Source organism: Salinibacter sp. 10B (assembly GCF_002954405.1).
Classification (GTDB): Bacteria; Bacteroidota; Rhodothermia; order Rhodothermales; family Salinibacteraceae; genus Salinibacter.
The window spans coordinates 1,255,834-1,269,060 of record NZ_MQWC01000004.1; the positions used below are offsets into that span (position 1 = coordinate 1,255,834).

Below are 13,227 nucleotides of genomic sequence, written 5' to 3' on the forward strand. Positions count from 1 at the left end.
AAGCGCCTCGCTTACAGTTCCTGACGCGACGGCGTGAGAACGAACAGCCCTTCTCCGATGCTCGACACGACAATAATGCCGCTTTCAAAGTACGGATAGTTACTCCACGATCCCTGGAAGCCGGGACTGTTCTTCCCGTACGGCTGGGTGTCGAAGTGGGCCACCTCCTTCGGCTGGGTCGGATTGCTGATGTCGAGGATGCGCAATCCGCTCTTGTAGTTGGACTGATACATCCGATCCCCCTTCACGTAGAGGTTGTGGTCCGTCGACTCCTCCGGCAGCATCTTCTCCGTCACGAGCTTGGGATTGTCGAGGTCCTTCATGTCCCACACGAGGGTGCGGGTCTGTTCCGCCTTGCCCTGCAGCTCGTCGAGCTCGTCGTTCTGGTAAAAGTAGCGCTGGTCTTCGGTAAACCAGCCCTGGTGGACGTAGGCGTGATCCGGATAGGAGGCCGTCGAAATGGCCTTTGCACTGTCCTTGTTGGTCACGTCCGCCACGCTGATGGCCGTCTCGTTGGCCCCGATGCAGATCTCGCGGCCCCGGTACTCTTGGTCCGGCCCTTCGTACACCACGCACTGAGCGTCGTGCGTGTAGCCGGTACCGGAGCGGCCAGTCGACTTGTCGGCAAAGCAGCCCTCAAACGTCGGATTCAGCGGGTCCTGGATGTTGATCATGTGGAGCCCGCCGCCACAGGTCTTGCCGCCGCCGCTGCTACCGACCGCGTAGGCGTACCCCGTCTCCTCGTTGATCACGATGTTGTGGACGCTGTTGACCTGATCGTAGAGCGCGTCGTGCTCGAAGGTCTTCGGCATCTCACTGGGCGAGACGTCCCGCAGCCGCGTCAGGTCAAAGATCTGCATGCCGTGATCGCCCGCATTGTCGGCCACCACGTACGCGTGATTCTTATAGACCTTGACGTCACGCCACGAATTAATGCGTGCGCCGTCGGTGAGGGGCAGCTCCCCGACGTAGACCGGATTCGTCGGGTTGCTCACGTCCACGAACGATGTGCCATCGGTGCGTCCGACGAGGGCATACTCGGTCCCGGTTTGGGGATCGGTCCATCCCCAGATGTCATTGAGATCAATGCCCCGGTCGCCCCCAATCTCCGAAATCGGAAGAAAGGACTGTAGGTCTACATTCTCGCAATTGAAGGCCTTCACACTGCCATCGCTGCAGGGGCGCTTCTCACCCGTGAGAGACGAGAGCACCTTGCCGGTGGTCGGCGCGATGGTGGACTTCTGCGTCCAGTCGCTGTCGGCCAACGAATAGAGCGCGAGGGTTCCCGCTCCATGGTCGTCGCCCGGAAGGCCCGCGGCCACAACCCGATCGTTCGCGGCAAGTGTAGCGCCGAGAGCGTTGCCCGACTCGGCTTCCGAGTGCATGAGGCGGCGCACACTGCTCCAGGTGCTATCACGTTGCTGGAACCGATACAGCGCACCGGTCTGGTTCTGTGCACCGGGCGCTCCAACCCAGAGGTCCGTGCCGTCGTACGCCAGCCCGGCCCCGAAAAGGTGACGCGAGGCCCCGTCATAGGGAAGCAGTCGCCCCTGGCTCCGCCACGCATTGGCGTTGGCGTCGAATGCATACGTGTACGCGGCGCCTGTGGCATCGTATGCTCGTGGCGCTCCGACCAGCACGTGGTCTCCGGCCCAGGCAAGGGCAGCCCCAAATTGGGCACTACCGCCCAACTCGCCGGCCGAAAGCGTCTGGACCTCGCTCCACTCTTCTCCGTCGCGGCGGAAGGCAACCACTGCCCCTCCGTCGCGCTTCGGGGCAGACACGAGCAGGTGCTCCGATGAGGCAACGATCGACTCCCCGAATCCAGCTCCCGCAGACAACTGACTGCTCCGGAGAGCTGTCGTCTCCCTCCATTCTCCGTTCTGCTGCGTAAAGACATGCACCGCCGGGGCCGTCGTCGTGTCGCCGTCAACGACCGACACCGTATTTTGAGTACTCACAAAGAGCCGACCGTCCGACAGGGCAACGCTCGCCCCCAGGCCGGAGGTGCTGTCACTCGCCGTAAGGCGTGCGGCCTGCGTCCAGCCGTCGCTTCCGGCCGTGAAGACGTAGACGGCGTTGGACGAGGGGGCGCCTACCGCAAGCGTCTCTCCATTTCCATCAAGTGCCGCGCCAAAGTAATCGCCGACCGAGCCGTCGTTGGCCTCCAAATAGGCCGTCTCGGTCCAGCCGCCGTCGTCGGACTGGTTGAACACATACACGCGACCAGGAGAATGCGAATTGCGGGGCTCACCTACAAATACGTGCTGCCCGTCAATGTCGAGGGCCCGCCCAAAGCCGTTTTGCTGGGCCGTCGTGCCAAACGACGTCGTTTGGGCCATAGCGGGGCCGGCCCACGCAAGTAGGCAGGCAAGAAAACCAAGAAGAAAGGATCGTTTCATCGGTATTGAGGGGACGATGACCAGGACTTGAGTCGAGAACGGCAGAATAATCGCCGTCCCATCATAGCCATCCGCGCCGACGGGGGTTCCGACTGCGGCTCGCTCCGCCTGAGCTTCGTTCTATGGAGCACACGTTTTCCGGACGTGACAGGCTCAACGGGGACGATCGTTTTGTCCTCTTCATTCCGCGCCCTTACAATAGAATACACTCCCTTCTTTTTCTTGGCTGTCGTCATTTCCTTATGCCTTCTTCCCCTTCCCGCTTCTTCGTTCTCATTCTGGGCACGTTGCTCATAGGCCTCGGCCTCTTGGCCTGCGGCGGGAGCACACCGACGAACGACATCGTCATCCGGGACGAGCAGGGACCTGCCCCGACCCCCGACGAGGCCCGCACGGCCCTTGGCGAAGCCCTCGCGGCATTCAATCCGTACTGCCTCGCCCCAAACGCCCAAAACGATACCGACGCCTATCCCGTCCCGCTCGTCAACCCGAACCCGAATGCTCCCTCGTTCCAGTACCGGCAGCTTTCAGCGCTGGTCCACGCCGGGCTTCTCGACACCACCGTCACCCGCAGCCAGGGCGGCCTCCCCGTGCACCGGTTCTCTATCACGAAAAAGGGCCAACAAACCCAGTACGAGATTGCACAGGCCCGCAGCTACACACCAATGTTCTGTTACGCCGTCCCGGAAGTGGCCCGGATCGACTCCATCAAAGCCCTTTACAACGCGGGCCCGAATTCGCTCGCGCAGGTCTGGTTTGCCTACCGGTATACCAACCTCGGGAAGTGGGTGCAGTCCCCTGCCGTGCAGCGCACCTACTCAGGGCTGCAGTCGCTGCCCTCGACTGCCCCCCGCCCGACCAATATGCTCCTCATCCGCGTGGACAGTGCCTGGGTGGACCGACGCCTGACCGGCTACGAGCGACCGCCCAAAAACCCGAACGCACCGACAAACTAATCGTCCCCCAACGCCGAAGGGGGACCCTGTTCACGACTATCGACGGTGCAGGTCGTGTTGATGCCCCCCCGTACCGTGTACTCGGTCCTCACCATAAGTACATCCGGATTTTCGAGCTCTGCCCGCACGTCCCGGTAGATGTACGCGGTCACATCCTCCTGAGTAATGCCAATGTCGCGCCACGAAATCAGGTAGTACTTGAGACTTTTCAGCTCTACAACCCAATCACCCGGCACGTACTCAACCCGCACCGTGCCGGAATCCGGAAGCCCAGAAAAGGGACACACGGCCGAGAATTCGCCGGGCTCCGTCTCATACACCACGGTCTGACGAACCTCGTGCTCGTACGGCAACCGGTCAATCGTCTGCTGGCGCGCACTCGGGGGAAGAAAGGGGCGCACCTGTCCCTCCGGCTCAATGCCAAACTGCGCCATGTACTCCAGCGCCTCCTCCGTGTGCTCGCGCGCCGCTCGGGAACGGGATCGTCCGTTATCGGACTCGTGGGAATCGGGCATGAGATCGAAAGGCTTGAACGAAAGGACAAACGACGGCACGGCGGCGGGATTCGTCCCCCCATTCGGATCCCGGCGTTCCCCCATGGGTTCCTTTCACCACGAGCGTCTCCTGGAATAAGGTATTCCTGACTGCCTGAATGACTTCTCCCTTCCTCCCCCCCTCCCTTCGGATGGTCATCGGCCTCGGAATGCTCGGAGGACTCCTTCTAAGTGGCTGCGACCCTGCAGATGTCTCCTCCCCGAACACCTCCCCCCCGGCCTCTCGCCTCGATAGCCTTCCCGTGTCACCGGCGTCTCCCCCCGCCCAGGAACGCCCGTCGCGGCTCGTGCGCGGCCAGACGCTGTATGTCCCGGCCTACTCGCACATCTACATCCGGGACGCGCAGCGCACCATGAATCTGGCGACGACTCTCAGCATTCGCAACGCAAGCCCCGATACCCCGATTACCATCTCGTCCATCGAGTATTACGACAGCAACGGCAACCACGTGCGCCCCTATCTGGACACGCCCCGCACACTCGGCGCCCTTGCATCGACGCACGTGGTGGTGGAGCAAGACGACCTGCGCGGCGGTGTCGGGGCCAATTTCCTCGTGCGCTGGCACGCCGAGACGCCGGTTCACGCACCGATCGTAGAGACCGTCATGATTACAACCGAGGCCACGCAGGGGATTTCATTTCGCAGCACGGCCCGTGTGCTGTACGAGACTTCGGCCTCGGCGGCCGACGCTCCGCAGGATTAGCTTTGCTGCACGGGCGCCCCCCCTTGCCGACGCGGCTCCGGCAGACGAAAAAGGTCGGCGCTCTCGGCAAACGCCTCGGCCTCCCCGAGCACAACGAGACGATCGTCGGCCTGAAGGGCAAAATCGTCGTCGGGTGTGGAGCGTGTCTCGCCGTCCCGCCGCACCGCAAGCACCCGGAGGCCGTACGTCTCTTCCAGGGCCAGCTCCCCCAGCGTGCAGGAGACGGCCGGACAGGCGTCCCGGAGCCGCACCGTGCGGGTGTGCACGCCCTCCTCGTCGAGCCCCTGCAGCAGCAGGTGGGCGGTGTCGTCCGTCTCCCCCCGCAGCAACTCGTAGTCGTGGGCGCGGATGGTTCGCACCTGCGTCTCGATCTCCGCCGGGTCCACCTGATACGACTTCAGGACGTGCGCAAAAATTTGGACGGAGGTCTCAATTTCCTCTGGCACCACCACGTCCGCCCCGGCGTCTCGGAAGCGCTCCAGTTCACTCAGGAACCGGGTGCGCACAATGAGTCGAAGCGTCGGATTCTCATGCCGCGCCACGTGCGTCATCCGGTACGCGGCGTCCTGGTCGTTCACCACGATAACGCAGAGCTTGGCCCGCTGAATGCCCGCCTCCTCCAGCAGCGGCCCCCGCGTGGCGTCCCCGTAGATGGCGTGATAACCCATCTCGCGCGCCTCCTGCACCGATCGCGGATTCAGGTCTACCACCACGAAGGGCAGGTCGTCCTCATGGAGCACCTGCGCGAGCCGCCGGCCCGCCGGCCCGAAGCCCACGATGACGACGTGATCCTCCAGCTCGGTCGTCCCCGCCGAGGGAGTCGCGTCGGTGTCCTCCGAGAGGCGTCCCAGTACGGTCCCTTGAAGCCACTCTCCAAGAGACGGTCCCACCTTCAGGAGGGCGGGCGTCGCCAGCATGAGCAGCACGGCCGTCGCGATAAACGTCTGCTCGCCCGCCTCGCCGAGCCCCATCGGCGAGAGCCCCACGGCCCGCCCCGTCCGCTCCAACACAAACGAGAATTCCCCGATCTGCGCCAGGGTCAGGCCCACCGCCGCCGAGATGCGGATGGGCACGCCCAGCGCAAGGGCCGACACGGTGGTGATGAGAAACTTTATGACGAGCACGCCGCCCACTGCCCCCAGCAACAGGAACGGCTCTTCGAGAAAAAAGGAGAGGTCCAGGAGCATGCCGACCGACACGAAAAAGACGGCATTGAAGAGGGAGCGGAAGGGCAAGACCTCGCTCAGGGCCTGTTCGCTGTACTCGCTTTCGCTAACGACGAGCCCGGCCAAGAAGGCGCCCAGCTCCAGACTGACGCCCGCTAGGCTCACGAGCCAGGCGGTTCCCAACCCGATGGCCGCCACCGCCAGCACGAAGAGTTCCGGCCGTCGCACGTGGGCGACGCCCTTCAGAAGGTACGGCACGATGATTCGCGCCAGGATGAGCGTGACGACGATCACGAGCGCCGCCTTGCCCAGCGCCAGGGCGACCGCCCACCCGGACCCGCCGGTGCCTGCAAGCATCGGGATGATCAAAATCATCGCCACGATGGCGAGGTCCTGAAAGATGAGCATGGCGAGGGAGAGCTGCCCGGACGGCGTGTCCGTTTCGCCGCGGTCGGCGAGGAGGCTGAGCACCACGGCCGTACTGCTCAGCGCCACCAGGAAGCCGGTGTAGATGCTCGACGCCCAGCCAATTCCCGCCATCCATCCCCCGAGGGTGACCACCAGAATGATCCCCCCGACCTGGAGCCCGCCCCCAATGCTGATGGCGCGCTTGAGGCGGGACAACTTGCTGAGGCTAAACTCGATACCGATTTCGAAGAGGAGGAGGATGACCCCAATCTCGGCCAGCGTCGAAACCAACTCCGGGTCCTGGATGAGCCCGAGCGCATTTGGCCCCACCGCAACGCCCGTCAGCAAAAAGCCGGCGATGGGCACCAACCGGATCCGCGTACAGACATACGCGATCAATGCGCTTAGGGCAAAGAGACCGACAATTTCTCCCAGAAACGGAAGGGAAGCAGCAAGGACGGGCACGGACACGATGGGCTAGGTGAATGAAAGAACGTGGTACTTCTCTCTTTACACTTTGTCCCTGCCTTTACCGGCTCCCTCAACAAGCCCCCTGTAGAGGAGCCGCTTGTGGCAACAGGAACTTCATCTCTATGAGGGCTCATCGGGCAAGCCCAATCGCCAAAGAACATCCTCGCTTCAAACCCGAAGCGTCGGTGGGTTCTATCTCGACAATATTTTGAGCGCGCGTTCGTTTCGGACATCACACATCTCCGCGTCTCTCTCTCATCTTTCCTCTTTACTTCCATGACCACGACCCGACCTCTTCTCCTCGTACTGCTGGTCGCCTTCTTGCTTCCGGCGTGCTCGTCTACGAAAACGAATTCCTCTCCTCCCGTCCCTGCCCTCGTTTCCCCTGTACACCAAGAGACGAGCCCCAAGGAGAGAACGCCTCCCTCTGTGGATCCGCAGATGATCCTCCGTCCTGATTCCTCCATGCACGCCGAAATCCGACGCGTTCCCGTCCCCGACAGCGTTGACACCGGAATGGTGCACCGTCCGTCCCAACCGAACGGCTTCATCAGAACCGAGCGTCCTTCTCGAACGCCGTAGGCTCATTCTTTTCAGAAGGCCTCCAGATCCATTCGTGACATTTCGTTTGCAATACCCGAAAAGCGTTGATTCCCGCCCGGTCACCTCTTTAGTTTAGGATGGTCTGTGAGTCCCTTCGCCCGGGGTCTTCCTCTGGGCCGTGGCTCCTCATCTCTCGTCGTTCGAACCAATCGACGTCTGTATGCCCGAGTTTTCGCACCTTCACTGTCACACGCAGTACTCACTCCTCGACGGTGCTGCCGGCATCGACAACCTGATCGAGAGCGCCGAGCGTCGCGACATCCCGGCCGTGGCCATAACGGACCACGGCAATCTCTACGGAGTGCCGGAGTTTTACACCACGGCGCAAGACTCGGACGTGCAGCCGATCATTGGTTGTGAGTTTTACCTCACCCCCAGCGGCATCGACGACAAAACCGATAAGACTCGGTACCATCAGGTCCTGCTGGCCAAGAACCAGACGGGCTATGAGAACCTGATGACGCTGTCCTCTCTCTCGTTTACGGAGGGCTTCTACTACAAGCCACGCATCGACCGCGACCTACTTCGCGAACACCACGAGGGCCTCGTGGCCACCACCTGCTGCCTGCAGGGCGAGGTGCCGCAAACCATCCTGAACGAGGGCGAGGAGCGGGCACGGGAACTGTTTGAGGAATATATCGACATCTTCGGGGACGACTACTACATCGAGCTCCAGGACCACGACATCGACGACCAGCACACCGTCAACGAGGTGCTGCTGAAATGGCGAAAGGAGTACGACGTGAAGGTCCTAGCCACCAACGACGTCCACTACGTCGACCAGCAGGACCACGAAGCGCAGGACATCCTCCTCTGTCTCCAAACTGGGGCCGACTATAAGGACCCCAACCGGATGCGCTTCAGCAACGATCAGTTCTACCTGAAGGGTGAGGAGGAGATGACCGAAGCCCTCACCGGCATCCCGAAGGAGTTCCAGCGGGAGGCGCTCGTCACCACCAACGAGGTGGCGGATAAGTGCAAGTTTGAACTTCCGATGGGCGATCTCCTCATGCCCCACTATCCCATCCCCGACGGCTTCGATGGGATGGACGAGTACCTGCGGCACGTGACCTTCGAGCGCGCCAAGGAGCGGTACGGTGATCCCCTCCCCCAGAAGGTCGTTGACCGCCTCAATCACGAACTCGGCATTATCGCCGACGAGGGGTACTCCGGCTACTTCCTGATCGTGCAGGACTTTACGGATGCGGCCCGCGAGCTGGACGTACGGGTGGGGCCGGGGCGCGGCTCCGCGGCGGGCAGTTGCGTGAGCTACTGTCTCGGCATTACGGACGTCGACCCGATCGAGTACGACCTGCTCTTTGAGCGCTTTCTGAACCCGGAGCGCGTGTCGATGCCGGACATTGACATTGACTTTGACGACCGGGGCCGCTCCGAGGTCATCGACTACGTGGTCGAGAAGTACGGCCAGGAAAACGTTTGTCAGATCATCACCTTCGGGACGATGGGCGCGAAGACGGTCGTTCGGGACGTCTCGCGCGTCCTGGACATCCCCCTGGATCGTGCCGACGAGATTGCGAAGATGATTCCCGAAGGCCCGGGCGTGGACCTCGAGAGCGCCTTTGAGGAGAATCCTGACTTCCGGGCCCTCAAGGACGCCGACGATCCGGAGGTGCGCAAGATGATGCAGTACGCCGAGGTGCTGGAGGGATCGGTGCGCCACACCGGGGTGCACGCCGCTGGCGTCATCATCGCGCCGGGCGAGATTAGCGACTACGTGCCGGTCTCCGTCTCAAAAAGCAAGGGCGAGAAGGTCATTACCACCCAGTACGACGGCGACTGGGTGGAGGAATTTGGCCTGCTGAAGATGGACTTCCTCGGCCTGAAAACCCTCACCCTCATCGAGGACACCGTCGACCTCGTTGAGGAAACGCGCGATATTGAGATCGACATCGACGACATTCCGCTCGACGACGAGACGACGTTCGAGCTCTTCCAGCGGGGCGATACCGTCTCGATCTTCCAGTTCGAGTCCACCGGCATGCGGGAATGGCTCCGCAAGCTGAAGCCGACGGAGATCGACGACCTGATCGCCATGAACGCCCTGTATCGTCCGGGGCCCATGGAGAACATCCCGACCTACATTGCCCGGAAGCACGGGCGCGAGGAGGTCGAGTACCCGCATCCGCTGCTGGAGGACATCCTGGAGCCCACCTACGGCATTGCCGTCTTCCAGGAGCAGGTCATGCAAATGGCCCGCAAGCTGGCTGGCTTCTCCCTCGGGGAGGCCGACATCCTGCGCCGCGCGATGGGCAAGAAGAAGGAGAAGCTCATGCGCAAGCAGCGGAAGAAGTTCGTCAAGGGCTGCAAGGAAGAAAACGACATTGACGAGGACGAGGCGAACGAGCTCTTCGACATCATCAACGAGTTCGCCGGGTACGGCTTCAATAAGAGTCATAGCGCAGCGTACTCGCTGGTCGCGTACCAGACGGCCTACCTCAAGGCCCACTTTCCGCCGGAGTTCATGGCGGCGGCCATGACCAATGAAATGGGCAACACCGACAAGCTGTCGAAGGTGCTGGAGGAAGCCCGTAGCATGGGCCTGGACGTCTTGCCTCCCTCCATCAACGACAGTCAATCGTACTTCACCGTACAGGACGGAAAAATCCGGTTTGGGCTCGCCGCTATCAAGAATGCGGGCGAGAAGGCGATCGACAAAATCATCGAAGCGCGAGCGGAGCACGGCCCGTTCGAGACAATTTACGACGTGACGAAGAACGTGGACCTGAGTACCGTCAACAAGCGCACGATGGAGGCCCTCGCCCAAGCCGGCGCGCTTGACGATCTGGAAGGCCACCGTGCACAGCTCATCGAAGGCATGGACACCGCCGTTCAGTACGGCCAGAAGGTGCAACACGACCGCATGGCCGGGCAGAATTCCCTTTTCGGGGACGGCGACGCGGGCGCGGAGGCAATGGAGCCGGGCTTGCCCTCCGACATCGACCCCTGGCCCAAGTCCACTCGCCTCAAAGAAGAACATGAGGTCCTGGGCTTCTACGTGAGTGGCCACCCCTTGGACGAGTACCGAGCGGAGGCGGACGCCTTTGCGACAGCCCACTTCGGCGAGCCCGAACAACTGGAGAAGGTGATTGAACGGGCCGCGGGAGGCGACGGGCGCAACCGCGGTCCCGTGCGCACCTTCTGTGGGATTATCACGGAAGTGAGTCGCAATACCACGCGCTCGGGCAAGCCTATCGCCTTCGCCACCATCGAGGACTTTACCGGCGAAGGGGAGATGGTGATTTTCTCGAACATCCTCGACCGCGTCCAACCCTACCTGGAGGTCGACAATGTTGTCCTCGTCAAGGGCAACGTGGAGGTACGCGGCGGCAACGTGAAGGTGATCGCGAAGGAGATCAACCCGATGTGGAAGGTGCGCGAACAGATGGTGAGCGAGGTCGTGCTCACCGTCAACCTCGACGAGGTCCTGCCGAAAGAGCTGCACGAATTCAAGTCCTTCTGTGAACGGAGCCCGGGCAACTGCAAGCTATACTTCGACGTGGACGCGCCAGAGTTGCGAGGACAGGAGCGCCTGCGCAGCCGGTCGTACGTGATCGAACCGACAGCCGAGTTTATGAAGGGGGCCCAGCGCATCTTCGGCACCGACAACATTGCACTGAAAGGAAACTGACAGTGGTTGCGCGTTGGTGGATTGGGGGCATGCGTTGAATGGGTCCCCTGGGTTGACCCCTGAAAAGGGGTCTACACTATAACGCCCCCCCAAAACCCTCCCTCAACGCAGAACGCTTCAACCGGAACGGACGGCGTCCTCAGCGGTGAAGATATGGCGAACCCTTCACCGACAACGGACACGTGCTGCCGCCCATGCACCTCGCTCTGATCGACGCCTCCCTCGGCACGCCCCACGCAAAGCGTAACTTCCAGCGCGAGGTCGACGCGACGCTCACGATATACGACGCCAACGAGGGCGAAATTCCGCCTCCCATTGGCCATCCGGAACCGGTGGAGACGGATGACGGCCCCATTCAATCGTTCGACGGCGTGATCATCAGCGGTTCGCAGTCGTCCGTCTATGACGACAACCGACCCTGGATACAACCTCTGAGCCGGTGGGTTGAGGGAGCAATTGCCGATGACGTTCCCCTCCTCGGCGTGTGCTGGGGACACCAGCTCCTGGCACAGATTCTGGGCGGAACGGTAAAGGGAGGATCCTATGAGCTCGGCTACGTAGAGGTGACGCAGGAGACGGAGGATCCCATCTGGACGAACATCCCGAATCCGTTCACCGTCTTTGCCACGCATTCCGACCACGTGGTGGAGATGCCTCCTGGGGCCACCCTCCTCGCCTCGAATGAAACCGGTGTGCAGGCCTTTCGGCACGAACAGGTGTACACCGTCCAATTCCACCCGGAGTACGACCGACAAACCGCCACGGCCATGATTCACTCAAAGACAACGCTCTCCGAAGACGAGGTGCAGGCTGCCCTCGACACCTGTACGGACGCGAACGTGGAGGCTGCTCGGCCTGCCAAGCGCATCTTCGACAACTTCCTTGATCACGTGGAATCTTCTTCCACGCCTGCGTAAATGTCCAACTGGCGCCCTCGCCCCGACACTTCCCTCTGATCCCGGTCCAACCATGACCATCCCGACCCTCACACGCGACACAATTGAGGCGAATACGTCCGGCGGCTCGTATGAGCGCGGCCAGGAATATTTTGCCGATGGTGCTGTCCGTTCCCTGAAGCGCACCGACGACCATACCCTGAAAGCTCAGGTGCAAGGGAGCGACGTACACCCCTACCTCGTCACAATCAAATTCAGCGAGGACGACATCAGCACGGTACAGTGTACGTGTCCGTACCATGGAGGCAGTTGGTGTAAACACATTGTCGCCGTACTGCTCAAAACCTTGGCTGTAGACGAGGTGCCCCTGGACGAATCCGCCGAAGTGAGCGATCTCGTCCACGAGCTTAATCGACGGGAACTGGTGCGCCTCCTAGAGCGGTTGGTCGAACAGGACCCCGACCTTCTGGACGAAATTCGGGACGAGCACGCACGCCTGACCAGAGATTAGGTACTCCGGCCCGACCCTTCGCGGCCCACCGTCTACCGATTTGTGCCCCGGATCTACTGACGCCCGTTTTTTCTGCACCGCTCCGTTGCTCTTGTGACGCATTCCCCGGCTTTCTCCTCCTTGCGCCAAACGGCACAGAGTCTCACCACCCGAGCGCACGTGCCGTTTTCGGGCACCCCGACGGCCGCCCTGCTGCTACTCGACAATGGGGAGTGGATTCCGGGCGTGCGGGTGGAAAGTGCGTCATACTCGCTCACCCTACCGGCGCTCTTGAATGCCTTCACCACAGCAGTGGCCCTCGAGCGCGCCGTGGATGTCGCCGCCTTCGTCCTGTCGCGCCCCTTTCGACGCGAAGAAGGACTGTACGTGGAGGAACTGCCCCACGGCCCCTATGAGGCTTGGGCCGAGGACATATGGATCAAGAGTGACTACGCTGCCGACGAGACCCTCCCCGTGCCCACCGATGCTCTCGCTCCCACCCGGGAGACGGACGCGATTCTCGACGCCGAGTCTGGCCTCGACGAGGTGCGGACGCTCTTTGAGCGGGCCTACGTTCCGTCGTCTCACTTTCCGGTTGCTGCTCTCATCGAGACAACCGACGGCTCCCGCATCCCCGGCGTGAACGTTGAGCATCCGGACTGGGGACGCATTCTCTGTGCCGAGCGGAACGCGCTGGGCACCGTGCACTCCTACGCGCTCAACGACATCCGCCGCCTCTTTCTTTCCTGCAAGCACGACGCCGACGGCACGCCCTGCGGGGCTTGTCGTCAGCTCTTGGCGGAACTTGCCCCTGAATCGATCCTATGGATGGATCGTCACGACGATGCGCCCGCCCAAACGACCGTCTCCGATCTCCTTCCCGGCTCGTTCCGGGGCCGGGCCCTCCTCGACGACCATTGACGTCCGG

Annotated in this window: 9 protein-coding genes; 6 read left to right on the forward strand and 3 right to left on the reverse strand. The window is 62.0% G+C overall.

The genetic code is table 11. The features are described from left to right. Nucleotides 1-11: 11 nt before the first annotated feature. Nucleotides 12-2,402 (reverse strand): choice-of-anchor B family protein, encoded by a 2,391-nt coding sequence (locus BSZ35_RS05495; RefSeq protein ID WP_105011502.1) that lies wholly within the window; start codon nt 2,400-2,402, stop codon nt 12-14. Nucleotides 2,403-2,644: 242 nt separating this feature from the next. On the opposite strand from BSZ35_RS05495, the gene BSZ35_RS05500 reads away from it, so the two are divergent. Further along, nucleotides 2,645-3,358 carry a hypothetical protein gene (locus BSZ35_RS05500; protein ID WP_146110007.1) on the forward strand — a complete coding sequence of 238 codons (714 nt, stop codon included), beginning with the start codon at nt 2,645-2,647 and terminating at the stop codon, nt 3,356-3,358. Here BSZ35_RS05500 and queF read toward each other — a convergent pair. Continuing rightward, entirely contained in the window at nt 3,355-3,873 is a 519-nt protein-coding gene (gene queF / locus BSZ35_RS05505; RefSeq protein WP_105013740.1) for a preQ(1) synthase, read from the reverse strand. The genes BSZ35_RS05500 and queF overlap by 4 nt on opposite strands. Nucleotides 3,874-4,010: 137 nt before the next feature. Between queF and BSZ35_RS05510 the strand changes: the two genes are divergently transcribed. Beyond that, nucleotides 4,011-4,616, forward strand: coding sequence for a DUF3124 domain-containing protein (locus BSZ35_RS05510; protein WP_105011504.1), 606 nt, complete (start codon nt 4,011-4,013; stop codon nt 4,614-4,616). Here the strand turns inward: BSZ35_RS05510 and BSZ35_RS05515 are convergent. After that, on the reverse strand, nt 4,613-6,661 hold the full coding sequence (locus BSZ35_RS05515) for a monovalent cation:proton antiporter family protein (protein WP_258096087.1): 2,049 nt from the start codon (nt 6,659-6,661) through the stop codon (nt 4,613-4,615). The genes BSZ35_RS05510 and BSZ35_RS05515 overlap by 4 nt on opposite strands. 763 nt (nt 6,662-7,424) lie before the next feature. Here BSZ35_RS05515 and dnaE point away from each other — a divergent pair. The 4 genes from dnaE to BSZ35_RS05535 all read left to right on the forward strand — a co-directional run bounded on the left by dnaE (nt 7,425) and on the right by BSZ35_RS05535 (nt 13,220). Continuing rightward, nucleotides 7,425-10,913 (forward strand): DNA polymerase III subunit alpha, encoded by a 3,489-nt coding sequence (gene dnaE, locus BSZ35_RS05520; protein ID WP_105011505.1) that lies wholly within the window; start codon nt 7,425-7,427, stop codon nt 10,911-10,913. A 194-nt stretch (nt 10,914-11,107) separates the two neighbouring features. Then, entirely contained in the window at nt 11,108-11,830 is a 723-nt protein-coding gene (locus BSZ35_RS05525) for a type 1 glutamine amidotransferase (RefSeq protein ID WP_105011506.1), read from the forward strand. Nucleotides 11,831-11,882: 52 nt separating this feature from the next. Then, entirely contained in the window at nt 11,883-12,320 is a 438-nt protein-coding gene (locus tag BSZ35_RS05530) for an SWIM zinc finger family protein (protein ID WP_105011507.1), read from the forward strand. Between the two features lie 93 nt (nt 12,321-12,413). After that, entirely contained in the window at nt 12,414-13,220 is an 807-nt protein-coding gene (locus tag BSZ35_RS05535; protein WP_181149191.1) for a cytidine deaminase, read from the forward strand. Nucleotides 13,221-13,227: the final 7 nt, after the last annotated feature.

Bases quoted from the DNA above. Each gene is read 5' to 3' on its own strand.
- BSZ35_RS05495 (WP_105011502.1), bottom strand. From the start codon at position 2,402: ATGAAACGATCCTTTCTTCTTGGTTTTCTTGCCTGCCTACTTGCGTGG.
- BSZ35_RS05500 (WP_146110007.1), top strand. From the start codon at position 2,645: ATGCCTTCTTCCCCTTCCCGCTTCTTCGTTCTCATTCTGGGCACGTTG.
- queF (WP_105013740.1), bottom strand. From the start codon at position 3,873: ATGCCCGATTCCCACGAGTCCGATAACGGACGATCCCGTTCCCGAGCG.
- BSZ35_RS05510 (WP_105011504.1), top strand. From the start codon at position 4,011: ATGACTTCTCCCTTCCTCCCCCCCTCCCTTCGGATGGTCATCGGCCTC.
- dnaE (WP_105011505.1), top strand. From the start codon at position 7,425: ATGCCCGAGTTTTCGCACCTTCACTGTCACACGCAGTACTCACTCCTC.
- BSZ35_RS05525 (WP_105011506.1), top strand. From the start codon at position 11,108: ATGCACCTCGCTCTGATCGACGCCTCCCTCGGCACGCCCCACGCAAAG.
- BSZ35_RS05530 (WP_105011507.1), top strand. From the start codon at position 11,883: ATGACCATCCCGACCCTCACACGCGACACAATTGAGGCGAATACGTCC.